General features: G+C 67.1%; 18 protein-coding genes. 8 read left to right on the top strand and 10 right to left on the bottom strand.

The window, feature by feature from the left end; translation table 11 throughout:
* Positions 1-111 precede the first annotated feature (111 nt).
* Positions 112-1,599, top strand: coding sequence for an FUSC family protein (locus JWQ81_RS03335; RefSeq protein ID WP_297537300.1), 1,488 nt, complete (start codon positions 112-114; stop codon positions 1,597-1,599).
* A 69-nt stretch (positions 1,600-1,668) separates the two neighbouring features.
* Here the strand turns inward: JWQ81_RS03335 and JWQ81_RS03330 are convergent, their stop codons facing one another.
* Entirely contained in the window at positions 1,669-2,439 is a 771-nt protein-coding gene (locus JWQ81_RS03330) for a maleylpyruvate isomerase family mycothiol-dependent enzyme (RefSeq protein WP_297537299.1), read from the bottom strand.
* A 122-nt stretch (positions 2,440-2,561) separates the two neighbouring features.
* Between JWQ81_RS03330 and JWQ81_RS03325 the strand changes: the two genes are divergently transcribed.
* On the top strand, positions 2,562-3,452 hold the full coding sequence (locus tag JWQ81_RS03325) for a LysR family transcriptional regulator (protein ID WP_297537296.1): 891 nt from the start codon (positions 2,562-2,564) through the stop codon (positions 3,450-3,452).
* 116 nt (positions 3,453-3,568) lie between these two features.
* Entirely contained in the window at positions 3,569-4,315 is a 747-nt protein-coding gene (locus JWQ81_RS03320; RefSeq protein ID WP_297537294.1) for an SDR family oxidoreductase, read from the top strand.
* Positions 4,316-4,765: 450 nt separating this feature from the next.
* Here the strand turns inward: JWQ81_RS03320 and JWQ81_RS03315 are convergent, their stop codons facing one another.
* Positions 4,766-5,515: an SDR family oxidoreductase gene (locus JWQ81_RS03315; RefSeq protein WP_297537292.1), complete on the bottom strand. Its 750-nt coding sequence runs from the start codon at positions 5,513-5,515 to the stop codon at positions 4,766-4,768.
* A gap of 118 nt (positions 5,516-5,633) precedes the next feature.
* On the opposite strand from JWQ81_RS03315, the gene JWQ81_RS03310 reads away from it, so the two are divergent.
* Positions 5,634-6,161, top strand: coding sequence for a DUF2165 domain-containing protein (locus tag JWQ81_RS03310; protein ID WP_297537290.1), 528 nt, complete (start codon positions 5,634-5,636; stop codon positions 6,159-6,161).
* 51 nt (positions 6,162-6,212) lie between these two features.
* On the opposite strand, the gene JWQ81_RS03305 is transcribed toward JWQ81_RS03310, so the two are convergent.
* Positions 6,213-6,635 (bottom strand): YciI family protein, encoded by a 423-nt coding sequence (locus JWQ81_RS03305; protein ID WP_297537289.1) that lies wholly within the window; start codon positions 6,633-6,635, stop codon positions 6,213-6,215.
* Between the two features lie 120 nt (positions 6,636-6,755).
* Between JWQ81_RS03305 and JWQ81_RS03300 the strand changes: the two genes are divergently transcribed.
* Positions 6,756-8,024, top strand: coding sequence for an FAD-dependent monooxygenase (locus JWQ81_RS03300; protein ID WP_297537287.1), 1,269 nt, complete (start codon positions 6,756-6,758; stop codon positions 8,022-8,024).
* Here JWQ81_RS03300 and JWQ81_RS03295 read toward each other — a convergent pair.
* Entirely contained in the window at positions 7,976-8,608 is a 633-nt protein-coding gene (locus JWQ81_RS03295) for a GNAT family N-acetyltransferase (protein ID WP_297537285.1), read from the bottom strand. The genes JWQ81_RS03300 and JWQ81_RS03295 overlap by 49 nt on opposite strands.
* A 55-nt stretch (positions 8,609-8,663) precedes the next feature.
* Between JWQ81_RS03295 and JWQ81_RS03290 the strand changes: the two genes are divergently transcribed.
* Positions 8,664-9,506 carry a PaaX family transcriptional regulator C-terminal domain-containing protein gene (locus tag JWQ81_RS03290; protein WP_297537283.1) on the top strand — a complete coding sequence of 281 codons (843 nt, stop codon included), beginning with the start codon at positions 8,664-8,666 and terminating at the stop codon, positions 9,504-9,506.
* A 92-nt stretch (positions 9,507-9,598) separates the two neighbouring features.
* Here the strand turns inward: JWQ81_RS03290 and JWQ81_RS03285 are convergent, their stop codons facing one another.
* On the bottom strand, positions 9,599-9,997 hold the full coding sequence (locus JWQ81_RS03285) for a RidA family protein (RefSeq protein ID WP_297537281.1): 399 nt from the start codon (positions 9,995-9,997) through the stop codon (positions 9,599-9,601).
* 91 nt (positions 9,998-10,088) lie between these two features.
* Between JWQ81_RS03285 and JWQ81_RS03280 the strand changes: the two genes are divergently transcribed.
* Together JWQ81_RS03280 and JWQ81_RS03275 are read left to right on the top strand one after the other, a co-directional pair.
* Positions 10,089-12,431: a bifunctional salicylyl-CoA 5-hydroxylase/oxidoreductase gene (locus tag JWQ81_RS03280; protein WP_297537279.1), complete on the top strand. Its 2,343-nt coding sequence runs from the start codon at positions 10,089-10,091 to the stop codon at positions 12,429-12,431.
* Positions 12,428-13,567 carry an acyl-CoA dehydrogenase family protein gene (locus JWQ81_RS03275; protein ID WP_297537277.1) on the top strand — a complete coding sequence of 380 codons (1,140 nt, stop codon included), beginning with the start codon at positions 12,428-12,430 and terminating at the stop codon, positions 13,565-13,567. Before JWQ81_RS03280 ends, JWQ81_RS03275 begins: the two co-directional genes overlap by 4 nt.
* A gap of 325 nt (positions 13,568-13,892) precedes the next feature.
* Here the strand turns inward: JWQ81_RS03275 and JWQ81_RS03270 are convergent, their stop codons facing one another.
* From JWQ81_RS03270 to JWQ81_RS03250, 5 genes are read right to left on the bottom strand one after another with little or no spacing between them, the layout of a single operon-like run.
* Complete coding sequence (locus JWQ81_RS03270) at positions 13,893-15,281, bottom strand: GH1 family beta-glucosidase (protein WP_297537275.1); 1,389 nt, start codon at positions 15,279-15,281, stop codon at positions 13,893-13,895.
* Between the two features lie 46 nt (positions 15,282-15,327).
* Positions 15,328-16,338 (bottom strand): ABC transporter ATP-binding protein, encoded by a 1,011-nt coding sequence (locus tag JWQ81_RS03265; RefSeq protein ID WP_297537272.1) that lies wholly within the window; start codon positions 16,336-16,338, stop codon positions 15,328-15,330.
* Entirely contained in the window at positions 16,335-17,345 is a 1,011-nt protein-coding gene (locus tag JWQ81_RS03260; protein ID WP_297537270.1) for an ABC transporter permease, read from the bottom strand. The genes JWQ81_RS03265 and JWQ81_RS03260 overlap by 4 nt, the downstream gene beginning before the upstream one ends.
* Before the next feature lie 3 nt (positions 17,346-17,348).
* On the bottom strand, positions 17,349-18,329 hold the full coding sequence (locus JWQ81_RS03255) for an ABC transporter permease (protein ID WP_297537268.1): 981 nt from the start codon (positions 18,327-18,329) through the stop codon (positions 17,349-17,351).
* The gene (locus tag JWQ81_RS03250) at positions 18,326-19,369 is read right to left on the bottom strand and encodes an ABC transporter ATP-binding protein (protein ID WP_297537266.1); all 1,044 of its coding nucleotides are present in this window, start codon (positions 19,367-19,369) and stop codon (positions 18,326-18,328) included. Before JWQ81_RS03250 ends, JWQ81_RS03255 begins: the two co-directional genes overlap by 4 nt.
* Position 19,370 lies beyond the last annotated feature (1 nt).

Below are 19,370 nucleotides of genomic sequence, written 5' to 3'. Positions count from 1 at the left end.
GCCCATAGGACGACTACGCGCGGAGATTGATACGACATGGCGAACCTATTTCACCAGTGGCGGCTACCGAGGGACCCCGGGCTCAACTATGCACGCGGCACTGTGGTCACCATGGGCACAGTGCTTGCGAGCTTCTTCACCGCCTGGTCCATCGAGACCGCGGCCCATTTGCATACCGATGTCGTCGTGCTCTCGATCGTGCTCGCGCTCAGCGCGGGACGCGTACTCCGATCGTCCAACGCCGGCCTGCGCCGCAACCAATTCGCGAACGTGTCCGGCATCGTGCTGCTACAGGCAGCCGCGATGACACTTGCCAGCGTGATCGGCAGCCTGATGTCGACGCATGTGGTCGTGGGAGCCGCCCTGTTCAGCGCGTCCGTCGCCGGAGTGATCTGGATCCGGAAATTCGGCCCGACCGTCACGTGGGCCGGGTCGCTCGTGTCGATCGCCTTCGTCGTCGCATTGGTGACACCGGCGGATCCGCGGATCGACCCTGTTCACATCGCCTGGATCGCGGTGATAGCGGCCGCCACCATGTCGTGGGCCGTTATCCTCCACCTCGCGGCGGTCCGAACAGGATTCATGCCGCCCGCTTCCCCACCCGCCACGCGGCCTGGTCGGGCGACCGGCGACACCGCCCGTGGCTGGAAACAACTTCCGGCGACAACGCGGATGGCAGTCCAGATGGGGTGTGCGCTCGGGGCTGCCTTCGCCGCCGGCCACTGGTTGTTCGGCGAGCACTGGCAGTGGGCTGTCCTGACCGCGTACATCGTCGGTAGCGGAAACCGCGGCCGCGGTGATGTCATCCACAAGAGCATGCTGCGCCTGGCCGGCGCCGCCACCGGAACGGTCATCGCGACGCTGCTGTCCGGCTACTTCGGTCGCCAGGATCCGTGGCTCGTCGTCGTGATCTTCCTGATCCTCGCGGTCGCCAGCTGGCTTCGGAACTTCAGCTACTTCTATTGGGCCGCGAGCATCACCAGCGGGTTGGCCCTGATGTACGCCTATTTCGGGCTCAGCGGGACGAACCTGCTCGCCATTCGGCTGGAAGCGATTGCCTGCGGCGCGGTACTCGGAGCGGCAGCCGCCTGGTTCGTGCTTCCGATCCGGACGACTGACGTTCTCAAGCGCCATACGACCACCGCCCTGACCGCGCTCACCACCTACCTCACCGACGTCGGCGAAGTAGGTGAGGCGGCGGCAGCTCGACGAATCTCGGCGCGAGCGCGGTACCGTCAGGCTTTGACGCTGGCGGACAATGCCGCTCCCACCCTCGCTTCACACCGCCGGTTCGCCCGGCTCATCGGCCGCCGCTCCCCGCTCGCCGACACACGCGACGGACTCCGAGCGATCGACGCCGAGCTCGACTCCTTTACTGCGCGGGCACCTGGCGAGCTGTCGGAGCAACTGCAGGAGAGCATCGCCGCCACACGCGCGGCGGTATCCGATCCACACTGGGCAATGTCGTCGACGGCCGACAGACTTCACTCGATTGCCGCGCTGCTTCGTGGGTGCAGTTGCCAGCAGAGAGAGCGGTCGGCGACAACGGCTCGTCCTCAATCGCTGCTGCCACCTCCGCTCGGCGGCGTTCGTCTTTGACCCGCCTCGGTCACGCCGTGTGCCAGGTCCCGACGCTCTCGACGAGCCGGTCGATCAGGTCAGCGGTAGTCAGTAGCCGGGGAAGAGGGACCGGACGTCGTCGACAGTCACCCCGCCAGTGGCGGCGACGCCGTCCTCGACGCGATTTCGGCCGTACACAAGGCGAAGTACGGCCTCGGCGGATCCCTGTACCGTCGCCGTGGGGTCGCCGGGTTCGCACGGCACGATGTGCAGCTCGCCGCCCAGGTCCAGGCACAGCGTGCGAGGCGGCTCTGTCAGCTCGAGGGCGATCTGGCCGGGTTTGAGGCGTGTCAACGTCTTCGCGTCGCGGAAGCGGGTCGCGACCCGGTCCAGCCGCTGCCACAGCAGTTCCACCTCGTCCGCTGGGATCTTCGCGGACCGATCGAGCGCGACCTCGATGTCCCAGCCGTGCACCGAATGCTCGGACAACCGGTAGCCGGCATAGACGGGAACGCTGAGCAGGCCGGCGAAATACGGCACCTGCACGTCCGCTATGTCTGCGGAGTCCAGCAGTTTCAGGTGGCGGGCGTCTGCCTCGCGCCACGCTGCCCGCTGCTCCAGCGCGGACATCGCATCCCAGCGCTGCCATACGGGCTTGGTGTCCTGCTCCCCCGGACCGGTCGGGTCGCCGTCGATGCCGCGCTGCACCAGCACCGCGCCGATCTCGGCGGCGCTGCCGAGGTGGGACAGCACCTGGGCGATGGTCCAGCCGCTCGCGTACGACGGCGTGGCCAGCTGCTTGTCGGTCAGGCCGTCGACCGCTTCGGCCAGTCGTCGGGAACTCGCGTGCAACGCGGCGAGCCAATCGGTGTCCTTCATCGTGATTCCTTTCCGTCGAAACCACACAACCCCATTACCGGCTCTTATCCCAGCGCCGGCCAGACGACTTACCGATGGCTGTCATAAGCCGTTCTTTGGCCCGTGTGTGGTGTGATGGACGGGTGGAATTGCGGGAAATGCGGGCTTTCGTCGTCGTGGTGGAAGAGGGCAGCCTGTCCGCGGCGGCGCGGAAGCTGCACATCAGCCAGCCGGCGCTGTCGCAGACGATGACAGCGCTGGAGCGGCAGCTCGGCGTCCAGCTGATGGTGCGGCGTAGCACCGGGGTGCAGCCCACCGAGGCCGGGATGACGCTGCTGACCGAGGCACGGGCAGTGCTCGCCCGGCACGATCAGGCGCTGTCGGCCCTTGCCCGGCACACCGAGGCCGGCAGCACTGTATTGCGCATCGGCATCCCGCTGGAGCTGCCCGCGGACCTGCTGCCCAAGCCGCTTGCCGACCTCGCCGCGGCCCGTCCCGGCACGCGGGTGCAGGCCCGGCACCTCTCGACGGCGGCCCAGTTCGAGGCGCTGCGTGACGGTGAGCTGGACCTCGGCCTGGTGCGGGAACACCCGATCGGGCCGGACTTCGACGCGATGCTCGTCGCCGAGGAGCGGCTCGGCGTGCTGATGGCCGCCGAGCAGGCCTCGAAGATCGCCGGGGTCGACGGCATTCGGCTGGACGCGCTGGCCGGTCTCGACTGGGTCGGCTTTCCCCGGTCCGGCAGTCCCGCCTGGTACGACGAGCTGACCGCGATCCTGCGCAGTCACGGGCTGGACCTGGGACCGGCCGCGCCAGCCGGGCAGGAGCTGATCGCCGAGGTGAAGCTGGCCGCGGTCACCGGCGGCGGAGCGTTCGCGCTGGCGCCACCGGACTGGTCGCAGCCCGTCCCCGAGTCCGTGGTGTGGACACCCCTGGTCGGGCACCCGCTGGTGCGGCGGACGTGGGCGGTGTGGGCGGCGAGTTCGCACCGGCGTGATCTCGGGCTGCTCGTCGCGAGTCTCGACCGCGGCTAGCCGAATTTCTTATGGCCGCCATAAGAAATGGCGGCCAATTGGCCGGAAGTCGCCGGTCGGTGTTGTCGTTGCACCGGCCGTCGGGATTTTTCCGCGTCAAGAAACGAGGGTATGACATGTCGTCAGAATTGTCGGGTACCACGGCTTTGGTGACCGGTGGAACCAGTGGCATCGGCCGCGCCGCCGCCACAACGCTGGCCGGGCTCGGCGCGCACGTCGTGCTCTCCGGGCGGGACGCGGGCCGAGGCGCGCAGGTCGTCGAGGCCATCCGCAGTGCCGGCGGGCAGGCCGACTTCGTCGCCACCGAGCTGGGCGACGAGGCGTCGGCCCGGTCGCTGGCCGCCCGCGCCCGTGAGCTGGTCGGGCACGTCGACGTGTTGGTGAACAACGCCGGCATCTTCCCGTTCGGGCCGACCGCCGACACCGTGGAGTCGGATTTCGACGAGGTGTTCTCGGTCAACGTGAAGGCGCCGTACTTCCTGGTCGCCGAACTGGCACCGGAGATGGCCAAGCGTGGCCACGGAGCGATCATCAACGTATCCACCATGGTCGCCGAGTACGGGGCCAACGGCATGGCGCTGTACGGCGCCAGCAAGGCCGCCTTGGTGCTGCTGACCAAGTCGTGGGCCGCCGAGTACGGGCCGAGCGGGGTGCGGGTCAACGCCGTCAGCCCCGGTCCCACCCGCACCGAAGGCACCGTGGGCATGGGCGAGGCCCTCGACCAGCTGGCGTCGCAGGCGCCGGCCGGCCGTCCCGGCAACGCGGCGGAGATCGCCGAGGCGATCGCGTTCCTGGCCACCGACCGGTCCAGCTTCGTGCACGGCGCTGTGCTGCCGGTGGACGGCGGCCGGATCGCTGTCTGACGTAGTACGCGCGTTCCCTCAAGGCCACTTTGACCGCGTTCACCGCGGTCAAAGTGGCCTTGAGGGTTCTCAAACCCGGCCCGAACCGACCCGGCCAGTCAAACCTTCGGCGGTAACCAGTGGGTTCGGTACGCCCGCTCGATGTCCGGGTTGCCGGACTTGGAGAACCGGAGCCGCCGACGAACCTTGGTCCAACTGACGTACACCGTTTCGCTGGGTCGCAGGCCCGCGCTTTCCGCCCACCGCCGAAAAACCCGCATCGCCGTACTGATCTTGGACAGGCTCGCGATCGTCACCTGTTCCAGGGCTTCGCTTCGTTCTGAGGATTCATCGACTGCGCTGTCCTCCATTGTCAGGTCGAGGAGGTGGTTGATGCGTTCGATGCCGCGAGGATAACGACTCCGTCCGCGCGCTCGCCTCGCCGGTTCAAGGAGGGTGGGAGACCCGGAACTAGAGCTGCGCCTGGCCACCGTCGACGAAGAATTCGACGCCGTTCACGAAGCTGGCCGCATCCGTGGCAAGGAACAGGGCGGCGGCCGCGATCTCGTCAGGGCGGCCGATGCGGCCCAGCGGCACCGCGTCGGCCTGAGCGGCGAGGAACTCCTCCTGCTGCCCGGCCGCGGGGATGCCGAGCAGGCCCGGTGTCCGGATCGGTCCGGGGCTCAGGACGTTGACTCGGATGTCGCGGCCCTTCAGCTCGATGATCCAGCTCCGGGCGAAGTTTCGGACAGCTGCTTTGGTGGCGGCGTAAACGCTGCCACCCGGCATCCCCTTGGCAGATGTGGTCGAACCGGTGAGGATCACCGAAGACCCCGGCGAGAGCAGGGGAAGCGCCTTCTGCACGGTGAAGACGACGCCCTTCACGTTCGTCGCGAAAGTCGCCTCGAAGCCCTCTTCGGTGATCGAGCCCAACGGCTCCATCGTGCCACCACCGGCGTTGGCGACGAGCACATCAAGACTGCCCGCCGAGGCCTTTACCGTCTCGAAAAGCCTGTCCAGGTCGGCAAGGCTGGAAGAATCGGCTTGGATCCCTTCGACGCTCCCGCCAATCTCCGCGATCGCGTCGTCCAGCGCGTCCTTGCGCCTGCCGGTGATGAAGACGCGAGCGCCCTCGGCGACGAACCTCTTGGCGATCCCGAGCCCGATCCCCGTGGTGCCACCGGTGACGACAGCGACCTTGTCCTGCAGCGTGGCGCTCATGAGACCATCCCGTCGAGTTGTTATTGACCTTATGGTCCATAACCGTAGCCGTTCTGGACCATAAGGTCAATAACTAAGATCCGATCTTTCCTCAAGCGATGTGAGTTAGATTCCCACCATGCGTGTCCTTCACCGGATGGGGAGTCTCCGGACGGTCGTCGCCGTGCTCACTGTCATCACTGCCCTGCAGATGACCCTGATCGCGCTCGGCAACATCACCGACTACGAAACCAATCACCAGTTCGTGGTGCATGTCTTCGCCATGGACACGACCTTCAAGTCGCCGCACCTGATGTGGCGGTCGGTCACGAACCCGACCCTGGTCACCAGTGCGTACGTGCTGATCATCGCGTGGGAGACGATCGCGGCCCTGGTCCTGATCGCGGCCGTCGTCGCCTGGGTACGCGCGCTCGGCGGACGAGGAACGACGGACACCGCACGCCGGCTGTCCACGCTGGGCTGGCTGATGTGGCTGGTGCTGTTCGCCGGCGGGTTCATCGCCGTCGGCGGCGAGTACTTCCAGATGTGGCAGTCGTCCAAGTGGAACGGCCTGCAGTCGGCACTGCAGAACATCATCATCGCGTCGTTCGCACTGATCATCGCGAACCTGCCGCGTGCCAGGGAGAACACCGTCACCACCGACTGAAGAACAGGCTGAGGGGGCCGAACCCGACCGGTTCGGCCCCTTCAGTCATTTCTACTGCTGGTCACTGCGGGCGCGCAGGCGCTCCTCGGCTTCGCGCAGCTCGGGAGTGAAGTTCTCACCGAAGTCCTCGGCTTGGAAGACCTGGCGGATCTCGAGGTTGATCTCGATCTCGTGCGCCGCTGGCATGCGCTTCGCCCATCCGATGGCCTCTTCCTTCGACTCGACGTCGAGGATCCAAAAGCCGGAGATCAGTTCTTTCGTCTCGGTGAACGGGCCATCGGTGATCGTCGCGTTCCCGGCGAGCAGCTTCACGCGGGAGCCGCGGGAGCTCGGGTGGATCCCCTCGCCCGCCACCAGCACACCGGCGTCGACCATTTCCTCGTTGAACTTCCCCATCGCGGTGAGGAGTTCCGTCGACGGCAGCTTGCCGGCTTCAGTCGCTTCGGTGGCCTTGAGCAGGACCATGAACCGCATGACGATGTCTCCTTCGGGCTGCGCCTGCTGACACCGGGACTCTACCCAGACACCCAGGTCCGGCGCGGCGGTGCGCGGATGGTGCGCGGCCGGTAAGCGGCCCGGCCCAGCCTCGGTGACATGAAAAGCAACGACATCCTCATCTCCGGCGCCAGCATCGCCGGCCCCGCACTGGCCTTCTGGCTCCGCCGCTACGGCTTCAACCCGACGATCGCCGAACGCGCTCCCGAGCTGCGGCCCGGCGGCTACAAAGTGGACATTCGCGGTGTCGCGATGGACGTCGTCGACCGGATGGGCCTGCGCGCCGAGTTCGAGCGCAAGCACACGTCGATGCGCGGCGGCTCGTTCGTCAACGGCGAGGGCACGCGCATCGCCGAGCTGGACGGCGAGTTGTTCGGCTTCCGGTCGGAAGGCGATCTCGAGCTGATGCGCGGCGACCTCAGCAAGATCCTCTACGACGCGACCAAGGACACGACGGAGTACATCTTCGGCGACTACATCACTTCGATGACCGAGGACGCCGACGGCGTGTACGTCACCTTCGCCACCAGCGCGCCGCGGCGGTTCGACCTCGTCGTCGGCGCCGACGGCCAGCACTCGGGCGTCCGCGCGCTGACGTTCGGCCCCGAAGCACCCATCACGAACCACCTCGGTTGCTACGTCTCGATCTTCACCGTGCCCAACCGCTTCGACCTCGACCGGTGGGAGCTGACCCACAGCACGCCGGGCAAGGTCGTCAATGTCTACAGCACCAAGGGAAGCGTCGACGCCAAGGCGTTTTTCCTGTTCTCCTCACCGGAACTCGACTACGACTACCGCGACATCGACCAGCAGAAGGAGATCCTCGCCGACGCGTTCGCCGACGGCGAGTGGGAGATCGGCCAACTGCTCTCGGACATGGCCTCGACGCCGGACTTCTACTTCGACTCGGTGAGCCAGATCCGCCTGGACACTTGGTCACGCGGACGCACGGTCCTGGTCGGCGACGCGGCGTACGGCCCGTCCCCGGCCTCGGGGCAGGGCACCAGCATGGCGCTCGTCGGTGCCTACGCGCTGGCCGGCCAGCTGGCCGCGACCGGCGGCGACCACACGAGGGCGTTTCCCGCGTACGCCGAGGAAATCGCGGACTTCGTGCAGCTGAACCAGGCGCTCGGCGTTAACATCGCCAAGCAGATGACCCAGGGCAAGTGGTGGCAGATCTGGTTCCAGCACCAGATGATCAGGATCCTGCCGAAGCTGCCGTGGAAGGGCCTGGTCATGCGCGGCATCATGAAACGATCGAGGAAGCCGCCAACGGTATCGCATTACCGGACTACCAACGAAACTTCGTTGCGTGACGGTCACGCGGGCTGGGGACCTCGGCAGCAGCCGGCGTGCTCGACTTCGTGAGAGAACCAGCGGGCGGCGATCTCGCGTCCGTTCTCCAGAATGTACGTCGGCGGGCCGGACACCGCGTCGAAATCCGCGGCGGCGACGGCTCGGAGGCTGCCGGCGTTCCCCGCCTCGACAGCGGCCCGGATCCGGCGCAGGCCGAGGTGCTGGTGCCCGAGCTCCAACCCGGCGCGGAACAGTTCGGAGCCGAGGCCCCTGCCGCGGAACGTCGGCGCGAGCCAGCCGCCGAGCTCGTGCCCGCGGCCCTCGATCCGCGAGACGGTGACCATGCCGGCTATCCGGTCCACGCGCCGGTGGATCGCCACTAGGTACGCCGCGTCCGGCCAGTCACGGTCCGGGCCGGTCCCGGGGACGACCTGCAGAAAACGATGCCGGTCTTCCTTGGCCATCACGGCTTCCGGCGCCCAGCCGATCCAGTGCTGGGCCACCGGATCACTCGCGGCGGCCTGCGCGGCGGCCATCTCCCACTCGGTCGGTGTGCGCAGCAGGAGCCGCTCGGTGCGGACGACGTGGCGGCTCCGGGTACAGCGGCCGTCGACGACACGGCTCGCGCGACGCAGACCGGGCAACACCGGACCCACTCAACCCCCTGACCATCGACCTCTCACCGAGCGTATCCCTTGTTATGGTGACCGCGTGACGGCCGTACCGGAAACACCCGACGACGAGAGTGGCGTCCGCGGCGCGCAGCCGCGGCAACTCATCGTGACGGTGTATGGGCTCTATTCGCGTAAAGAAGGCGGCTGGCTTTCGGTCGCGTCACTGATCGGCCTGCTCGCGGACATCGGCGTCGAGGAACCGGCCGTCCGGTCGTCGATCTCGCGGCTGAAGCGGCGCGGGATCCTCGAAGCCGTCCGCCGCGACGGCACGGCCGGGTACGAACTGTCCGAGCAGGCGCTCGCAATCCTGCGCGAGGGTGACGAGCGCATCTTCCGGCGCAAGCGCGCGACGCTGGCCGAAGGCTGGCTGCTTGCCGTGTTCTCGGTGCCGGAATCCGAACGCCACAAGCGGCACCTGCTGCGAGCGCAATTGACCAGGCTGGGGTTCGGCACGGCCGCGTCCGGGGTGTGGGTCGCGCCCGCGCATCTGCGCGACGCCACCGCCGAGGTCCTGCGGCGCCTCGGGCTCGATGCGTACGCGGACCTCTTCCACGCCCAGCATCTCGCGTTCGGCGATCTCGGCGAGAAGGTCCGCCAGTGGTGGGACCTCGACCAGCTCGAATCGCTGTACGAGGACTTCCTCACCACGCACACCTCCGCACTCGGGCGGCTGCGTCGGCCCGGACACGACGGCGAGGCGTTCGCCGACTACGTCGCCGCGCTCACCGACTGGCGCCGGCTGCCGTACCTCGACCCGGGGCTGCCCGTGGAACTTCTGCCCGAAGACTGGGCCGGGATCCGCGCGGCCGACCTCTTCTTCGCGCTGCGGGCGCGGCTCGAAGAACCCGCCCGCGCGCATGTCGCCCGTTCCCTGGCCTAACCGAGGGCACTTTTCACCCGCAACTCGCCGTCAAGTTGCGGTAGTTGACGTCCGCAACCATCGCAACTCGCCGTCGAGTTGCTGTCCCTGGATCACTGGATCGAGGCGAAGCCCTGGACCTCGACGAGCGCTTCGACGTCCCAGAGCCGGCTGACGCCGATGCCCGCCATCGCCGGGTAGTCCGAACCGGCAAGCCGTTTCCAGACCGCGCCGATCTCGCGCGCGTGTGCCTTGTAGTCATCCATGTCGACGATGTAGATCGTGACGCTGACCAGGTCGGATGGGGTGCCACCGGCCGCACGCAACGCGGTGAGCAGGTTGCCGAACGCGCGCTCGAACTGCTCGACCACGCCGTCGCCGACGATCCGGTTCTGCGCGTCCAGGGCGGTTTGCCCGGCCAGAAACACGGTCTTTCCGCCCGTGCTGGACACCGCGTGCGTGAACCCGGACGGCCTGCCCAGTTCTTCGGGGTTGATCCGCTCGATCGACATGGCCACAGCTTACCCCGATATCGCGTCTTCTTGACGATCGTAGGATCAACGACATATCCTGGGTCGGTACTCAACGGAGGGAGTCGGCGACATGCGTATCGCGGTGGCCGGCGGGGGGCCGGCAGGTCTGTACTTCGCGGCACTGGCCAAGCAGCTGGACCCCAGCCGCGAAATCACCATCTGGGAGCGCAACGCCCCGGACGACACCTTCGGCTTCGGCGTCGTGTTCTCCGACGAGACCCTCGGCGGCATCGAGCACGCCGACACCGAGATCTTCGCCGCGATGCGCGGGGAGTTCGCGCGCTGGGACGACATCGACGTCCACTACCGGGGGACCGCCTTCACCTCAGGCGGCCACGGGTTCGCGGCCATGAGCCGCAAGCGCCTGTTGACCATCCTGCGGCAGCGCTGCCTGGCACTCGGCGTGGAGATCAAATTCCGCTCCGAGGCCCCGGACGTCGAGCGGCTGGCCGCAGAGTACGACCTCGTCATCGCCGCGGACGGGGTGAATTCACCGATCCGGACGCGGTTCGCCGAGACGTTCCAGCCCACGCTGGAAGCCCGCCGCTGCCGTTATATCTGGCTCGGTACGGACCTCGTGTTCGACGCGTTCAAGTTCCACATCCTCGACACCCCGGCCGGGGTCATGCAGATCCACGGCTATCCGTACAGCCGCGAGGCGAGCACGTTCATCCTCGAAGTGCACGAGGACGTCTGGGAGCGCGCCTTCGGCGAAGTCGCGACGAATGCGCTGCCGCCGGGGAAGAGCGACGAAGCATCCATCGAACTCATCCGCGAGCTGTGCGCCGAAGTCCTGGGTGGGCACCAGGTGTTCGCGAACAATTCCAAGTGGACGAACTTCGCCACGGTCCGCTGCGCGACCTGGCGTCACGAGAACGTCGTCCTGCTCGGGGACGCGGCACACACCGCGCACTTCTCGATCGGGTCCGGCACGAAACTCGCCATGGAAGACGCGCTGGCGCTGGCCGCCTGCCTGCAGGAGCAGTCCACTGTGGATCTCGCGCTGACGGCTTACGAGGCCGAACGAGGTCCGGTCGTGGCTTCGACCCAGCGTGCGGCCCAAGCGAGTCTCGAATGGTTCGAGAACATCGGGCAGTACACCGACCAGGACCCGCACGAGTTCGCGTTCAACATCGTCACCCGCAGCCGCCGGGTCACCTACGACAACCTGCGGTTGCGTGATCCCGAATTCGTCGCGGACCTCGACACCTGGTTCGCCGAGCGGCAGGGTTCGGACGTCCGGCCGCCGATGTTCCAGCCGTACCGGCTCGGCTCACTGGACCTGCCCAACCGGGTCGTCGTTTCAGCGATGGACATGTATTCCGCGGTGGACGGTGTGCCGACCGACTTTCATCTCGTGCACCTCGGCGGCAAGGCGCTTGGCGGCGCGGGATTGGTGATGACCGAGATGGTCTGCGTCTCCCCCGAAGGCAGAATCACTCCGGGTTGCACCGGCCTCTACGCCGACGAGCAGGAAGCCTCGTGGCGCCGCGTAGTCGACTTCGTGCACGGCAGCAGTCCTGCCCGCATCGGAGTCCAGTTAGGACACTCGGGGCGCAAGGGTTCGACGAAGCTCATGTGGGAAGGTATCGACCAGCCGTTGGACGACGGCAACTGGGACCTCTGCGCGCCGTCGGCGATTCCGTATTCGGCCGACAACCAGACGCCGCGAGAACTGACCGTTTCCGAGTTGAGCGAGATCACCGCGCAGTTCGTCGAATCCGCGCGACGGGCGGCCTCGGCGGGTTTCGACGTGCTCGAACTGCATTGCGCACATGGCTACCTGCTGTCGTCGTTCCTTTCCCCGCTGACCAACCACCGTACTGATTCCTACGGCGGCTCGACCGAGAACAGGCTGCGCTACCCGCTGGAAGTGTTCGACGCTATTCGCGCGGTGTGGCCTGCCGAACGGCCGATGACCGTCCGGATCTCGGCGACCGACTGGCATGACGGCGGAATCGACGCCGACGAGGCCGTCGAGATCGCGCGAGCGTTCGCCGAGCATGGCGCCAACGGGATCGACGTGTCGACAGGACAGGTCGTCAGCGAGGAGAAGCCGGCCTACGGCCGGAGCTACCAGACGCCTTATGCCGACCGGATCCGCAACGAGGTCGGCCGCAAGTACGGGGTGGCTGTGATCGCGGTCGGAGCGATTTCTTCGTATGACGACGTCAACTCGATCATCCTCGCCGGCCGCGCGGACCTCTGCGCGCTCGGCCGCACGCACCTCTACGATCCACAATGGACTTTGCACGCGGCAGCCGAGCAAGGTTATCCGATTCCGTGGCCGAAACAGTTCGCCGCCGGAAACCGCCGTCCGCAGGGCGGCCGGACCGACGGGCCGAAGCCGCGGCTCGCCCTCATCCGCACCGGAGAACCCAAAACGGCCCACGCCCGATGGAGGCCCGAATGACCGCATTCGCTCTGACCCCCCAGCAACTGGAACTGTGTGCCGACGTCAAGGAACTGGGCGCAGGCGAACTCCGGGCGATCGCCGAGTCCGGGGTCGAGGGCAGCGTCAACCGTGAACTGGTCAAGGCGATGGGGCAACAGGGCCTGCTCGCGCGCCTCTTTCCCGGGGTCGAAACCGGCGTACCCACCGGAGACGCGGCGTCGATGGACCTCTGCCTGCTGCGCGAGTCCCTCGCCACGCAGAGCACCGAGTCCGAAACGGCGCTGGCGTTGCAGGGTTTGGGCAGCTACCCGGTGCTGCAGTCCGGACAGGACGGTCAGGTGCGAAAGTGGATTCCCGCTGTCGCGGCGGGAGACGCCATCGCCGGGTTCGCGCTCACCGAGCCTGACGCGGGTTCGGACGCGGCCGCCCTGGAGCTCGCCGCTGAACGGGACACCGACGGCTGGCGGCTGACCGGGGAAAAGATCTGGATCTCCAACGCACCCGAGGCCGATTTCTACACCGTGTTCGCCCGGACGACCGAGGGCGCCGGCTCACGCGGGGTCAGCGCGTTCGTCGTCCCCGGTGATCGGGCGGGGCTCTCGGGTGAGCACCTCGACATGGTGAGCCCGCATCCGATCGGCAGGCTGGTGTTCGACGGCGTCCGCGTGCACGACGACGAGCTGCTCGGGGAAGCCGATCGCGGGTTCCGGGTCGCCATGCGCACGCTGGACCTGTTCCGGCCCAGCGTCGGCGCGTTCGCCGTCGGCATGGCCCAGGCCGCGCTCGACGCCGCTGTCGAACACGCCGGGAGTCGCATCGCGTTCGGCGGGCCGTTGAAAGACCAGCAAACCGTGTCGCACACCCTCGCCGAAATGGCGACCCGGCTGGCGGCCGCCCGGCTGCTCGTCTACGCAGCCGCGAGCGCGTACGACGCGGGCAAAACCGGACTCGCGGCACGCGCGGCGATGGCGAAGCTGTTCGCGACGGAAACCGCGCAGTACGTCGTCGATTCCGCCGTCCAGATCCACGGTGCCCGGGCGCTCCGCAAAGGACATCTGCTCGAGCACCTGTACCGCGAGGTCCGCGCCCCGCGCATCTACGAAGGCGCCTCGGAAATCCAGCGCACCATCATCGCCCGAGCCCTCTACAACTAACCCCCACACACCGCAACTCGCCGTCGAGTTGCGGTAGTTGCAGGCGCTGGTTATCGGCGCACGCAACGAGGGCACAAAAGTGGCTCTTGTGTCGTATGTGTGGGTCCGCGACGCCTCAGTGGGTGCCGGGTGAGGTTCTTGAGGTCAGTGGGTGTGGTCGGCTGGTGGTGACTGTGGGACTCGTCGGCCTGAACGTGGGACTCGCCGGGTCGGAGTGTGGGACTCGCCGATGTGCTGTGCGAGTCCCACACTCAGCGAGGGCGAGTCCCACACTCACAGACGACCGAAGAGCCACTTTTGTGGAAAAGTGCCCTCCGGGGCGAGGTTAGGAGTTGCGGACTTGGCGGATGGTGTCGCGGTACCAGAGGCCGCTGCGCTTGATGGTGCGCTCCTGGGTTTCGTAGTCGACGCGAATGAGGCCGAACCGCTTCGCGTAGCCATACGCCCACTCGAAGTTGTCCAGCAACGACCACGCGAAGTACCCACGGACATCGGCGCCGGCCTGGCGGGCGGCGGCGACCGCGGCGATGTGCGAGGACAGGTACCCGGTGCGGTCGGAGTCGTTCACATAACCCGACTCGTCAGGTACGTCCTCGAACGCCGACCCGTTTTCGGTGATGTACATCGGCAGGCCCGGGTAGTCCTTGCTCAGCCGGACGAGCAGCTCGGTGAACTTCTCCGGCAGGATCTCCCAGCCCATCGCGGTCACCGGCCTGCCGAACGGGACGGCTTTGTCCTCGACGTCCGGCCCTTCGCCCGCACCGGAATACTGCTGACCGAAGTAGTAGTTGACGCCCAGGAAGTCCAGCGGCGACGAGATCGTCGCCAGGTCGCCGTCCTGCACCGGAATGCGGACGCCTTGTGCCGCAAGATCTTCGACGACGTCCTCGGGGTAGTGACCGTTGATCAGCGTATCGGTGTAGATCCGGACGCCCATGCCGTCCGCGCGGCGCGCGGCATCGCGGTCGGCGTCGCTGTCGGTCTCCGGATCGGCCGTGCCCATGTTCAGCGTGATGCCGAAGTCGGTGCCTTCCGGTGCCGCCTCACGCATCCGTTGCATCGCCAGGCCGTGCCCCAGCAACAGGTGGTGCACGGCCGCGGCGCCGGCACCGAGGTCGCGGCGACCCGGGGCCATGATGCCGTGGACGTACCCGTGCATGGCCGAGCACCACGGCTCGTTCAACGTGGTCCAGTGCCGCACCCGGTCCTTGAGGCGGTCAAAGACCAGCATCGAGTAGTCGGCGAACCGGAAAGCCGTGTCCCGCTCCGGCCAGCCGCCCGCGTCCTCGAGCTCCTGTGGCAAGTCCCAGTGGTACAACGTCAGCCACGGGTCGATGCCCTTGGCCAGCAGCTCGTCGACGAGCCGGTCGTAGAAGGCCATCCCCGCCTCGTTGACCGGGCCGCGACCGTGCGGCTGGATCCGGGGCCAGGCCACGGAAAACCGGTACGTGTCGACGTCGAGCTGGCGGATGAGTTCGACATCGGCAGGCATCCGATGGTAGTGATCACAAGCGACGTCACCGTTGTCACCGTTGTCGATCGCCCCGGGAACCCGGCTGAAGGTGTCCCAAATGGACGGTGAGCGGCCGTCCTCGGTCACCGCGCCCTCGATCTGGTAGGAAGCTGTCGCCACACCCCACCGGAACGACGACGGCAGGCTGGTGATGAGCTCCGAATCGGCGCTGGTCGTGACGGCGGTTTCGGTCGCTTCCAAAATATCTCCTCCTGGCGTGGAAAGTTACAGAGTTTTCTGGTGGGGCTCAGGAAACCGGCTCGTGTGCGGGGTGCAGCCAGCACGCGACGGTGCGGGTCTGCTCACCCGGCCGGTCAGGGAAGCCGAGCAGCGGCACCTTGTCCGCGCACGGCTCGAACGCCTTGGGACACCGCGGATGGAACGAACACCCGCTGGGCATCCCGCGAGTGTCCGGCGGAGAGCCGGGAATCCCGGTCAGTTCACGCCGAGGCCCCCGCAAGGCGGGGAAAGAATGCAGCAGGCCATCGCTGTACGGGTGCAGCGATTCGCCGTAAAGCTGGGCAGCCGGCGCCTCTTCGACGATCCGGCCGCCGTACATGATCGCGATGCGGTCGGAGAATTCGACGAGCAGCGAAAGGTCGTGCGTGATGAACAGAACCGAGAATCCCAGCCGCTCACGCAGTTCGATGAGCTGCGAAAGGATCTGGCGCTGCATCACGACGTCGAGTGCCGTGGTCGGCTCGTCCATGATGACGACCCGCGGCTCGAGCGCGAGCGCCATGCCGATCATCACCCGCTGCCGCATCCCGCCGGACAGCTGATGCGGATAGCTGTCCATCCGGTCGGCCGAAATCCCGACCAGCTTCAGCATCTCCCTGGCACGGGCGACCCGGGCGGCCTTGGTGCTCGTCGGGTCGTGCGCCTTGATGACGTCGAGCAGCTGCGTGGACACCTTGTGCACCGGGTTGAGCGAGTTCATCGCACCCTGGAACACGATCGACGTCTCCGCCCAGCGGAACGCGCGCAGGTCCTCATTGGACAGACTGAGCACGTCGACCGGTTCACCGTCGTCGGAGTGGTAGATGACCTGGCCGCCGCTGATCACCCCGGGCGGCGGCAACAGCCGCGTCAGCCCATAGGCCAAAGTGGACTTGCCGCTGCCGCTTTCCCCGGCCAGGCCGAGGACTTCACCGCGGTGCAGGGTCAGGTTGACGTCACGGACGGCGTGCACGGCCTCCTCGCCCAGGCCGTAGTCGACGTTGAGCCCCTTGATCTCGAGTACGGGTGCTTTGCTCACTTGACGTCTTCCTTTTCCCGCGCCTGCGCCAGGACCGGGGTGAAGCCGACCCGCATGCGGACGGTGTGGCCCTCGTTGGTCTTGACCTTCGTCTTGCCGTTGCCGCGCAGACGCGGGCTGACGAACTCGTCGATCCCGAAGTTGACCAGCGACAACGCCGTGCCGAGCAACGCGATCGCGAGCCCGGCCGGCACGAACCACCACCACGCGCCCTGCGCGAGCGCCTGCTGACTCTGCGCCCAGAACAGGATCGTTCCCCAGTTCCAGTCGGAGAAGCCGGAGACGCCGACGAACGCCAGGGTGATCTCCGACATGACGGCAAAGATCACCGTGCCGACGAAACCGGACGCGATGACCGCGCTGAGGTTCGGCATGATCTCGAACATGATGATGCGCCACGTCGATTCGCCGCTCGCGCGGGAGGCTTCGACGTAGTCCCGGCGTCTGAGCGAGAGCGTCTGCGCACGCAGGATCCTTGCGCCCCAGGCCCACGACGTCAGCCCGATCACCACCGCGACCAGGAAGTCACCGCCGCTCGGCAGGGCCGAGCCGACGATGATGATCAGCGGCAGCGCCGGGATCACCAGGAACACATTGGACAGTGCGGAGAGGCCTTCACCGGACGCGCCACCGAGATAGCCCGAGGTGACGCCGACCAGGATCGAAAGCAGCGTCGCGACGATACCGGCAGTGACCCCGACCAGCATGACACTGCGAGCACCGACCAGCACCTGGCTGAAGATGTCCTGGCCGAGGTGCGTGGTGCCGAACCAGTGGTTGCCCGACGGTGCTTGAAGTAGGTCGGCACTACGCGCCGAGGGATCGTAAGGGGCAAGCCACTTACCGAAGACCGCCATCAGCACGAAGATGCCGACGACGATCAGGCCGATGGCGGCCTTGGCGTTGGCGATGAACCGGAAACGCTTGCGCTTGCCGGGGGCACTCCCGACGACTACGGGCGGTCCTTCCGGGGCGACCGAAGTGAGGTCTACGGTGGGCACGGCCATGGCTCAGCCATCCCTTCGGGTGCGCGGATCGAGGGCCAGGTACGCGATGTCGGCCAGCAGGTTCGCGACCAGCACGGACAACGTGATGATGAGGAAGATGCCCTGCATCAGCGGGTAGTCCTTCGAGCCGACGGCTTGGAACAGCTCGAAGCCGACACCGGGGTAGGAGAAGACGATCTCCACCAGCAGCGTGCCGCCGACGATGAACCCGAGCGCCAGTGCGAAGCCGGACACGTTGGGCAGCAGCGCGTTCCGGGCGGCGTAGTTGACCATCACGCGCCGCTCGGAGAGCCCCTTGGCGTGCGCGACGGTGATGTAGTCCTCCGAAGCGACCGTCACCATCATGTTACGCATGCCCAGGATCCACGTGCTCATCGACGAAAGCAGGATCGTGATGGCGGGCAGCAGGCTGTGCTGGATCGCGCTGCTGATGAACGCCGGACTCCAGTCCGGGACCAGGCCCGGGTCGTAGCCGCCGGACGCGGGGAAGAAGCTGCCAGGCCCCGCGAGTACCGCGATCGCGATCAGGCCGAGCCAGAAGTACGGCACCGAGGAGAGAAACGTCGTGATCGGCAGCAGGGCATCAGCCCAGGAGCCGCGCCGCCAACCGGCGATCACGCCGAGCGAGGTCCCGATCAGGAAGCCGATCACGGTGGTGAGCCCGACCAGGATGATCGTCCACGGCAGGCTCTGGCCGATGATCGTGGACACCGGCGTCGGATAGAAGGTGAACGACAGGCCGAGGTCGCCGTGGAACAGCCGTCCCCAGTACTGGAAGTACTGGGTCAGCACGCTCTCGTTCTTGTCGAGTCCGAAAAGGACGTACAGCGACTGGATGGCGTCCGCGCTCAGCTGCCCCTGCGCCTTGGCGACCAGTGACTGCACCGGGTCGCCGGGGATCAGGCGCGGGATGAAGAAGTTGATCGTGACCGCGGCCCACGCGGTGAAGAGGTAGAACCCGATCCGCTGGAAGAGGTACCTCACGAGGCGTGCACCTCCCCGTCGAACAACCAGCAGGCAGCCCAGTGTCCTTCGCCGTCGCCGACGTCGAAGCGCGGCGGCAGCTCAGTGCTGCACCGGGCCATGACCTTCGGGCACCGCGGGTGGAACCGGCAGCCCGTCGGCGGGTCGATCAGGCTCGGCGGCTCGCCGCCGGCGCTGTCCTTGGGGGTGGACCCGCTCCCGACCCCGTCCACCCCCAGGCGGTCGGGATCGGGAGCGGAGTCGATGAGCAGCTGCGTGTACGGGTGGGCCGGGTGCTGGGTGACGGTTTCACTGTCCCCGCCTTCCACCATCCGTCCCGCGTACATCACCAGCGTGTCGTCCGCGAAATACCGCGCGGACGCGATGTCGTGCGTGATGTACAGGATGGCCAGGTGCAGCCGTTCCTTGAGGTCACGCAGGAGGTTCAGCACGCCGAGCCGGATCGAAACGTCCAACATGGACACCGGTTCGTCGGCGAGCAGCGCCTCCGGGTCGGCACCGAGCGCGCGGGCGATGGCGACCCGCTGCCGCTGGCCGCCGGAAAGTTCGTGAGGGAACTTGTCCACGTACCTTTCCGGCGGCGTCAGCTGCACTCTCAGCAACAGGGCATGCAACGCCTCTTCGAGCTCTTTGGCGTTGTTGCCCGCGTTGCCGTGGATCTTCAGCGCGCGGGTGAGGTGGTAGCGAACCGTGTGCACCGGGTTGAGCGATGCGAACGGGTCCTGGAAGATCATCTGCACTTTTCGGACATAGGCCCGAAAGGGACGACCTCCCTTCACCTTGACGGACTCGCCGTGGAGTCGGATGTCGCCGGAGGTCCGCTGGTGCAGCTGCGCGAGCAGCCGCGCCACCGTCGACTTCCCCGATCCGGACTCGCCCACCAGCGCGGTGACGTGCCCGCGGCGGAGCTTGAGGCTGACGTCGTCCACTGCCTGGACACTCCGGCGGGGGCCCGTCAATGCGGCGCGCCCCTTCCGTCGAACCGGGAAGTGCTTGGTGAGTCCGTCGGCCTCGAGGACCACCGCTTTTTCTTCGTTCACT

The sequence above is a fragment of the Amycolatopsis sp. genome (assembly GCF_025464955.1).
In the GTDB taxonomy this organism is placed as follows: Bacteria; Actinomycetota; Actinomycetes; order Mycobacteriales; family Pseudonocardiaceae; genus Amycolatopsis.
Note: the sequence above shows the minus strand (reverse complement) of the source record. Positions and strands in the feature narration are given on the sequence as shown.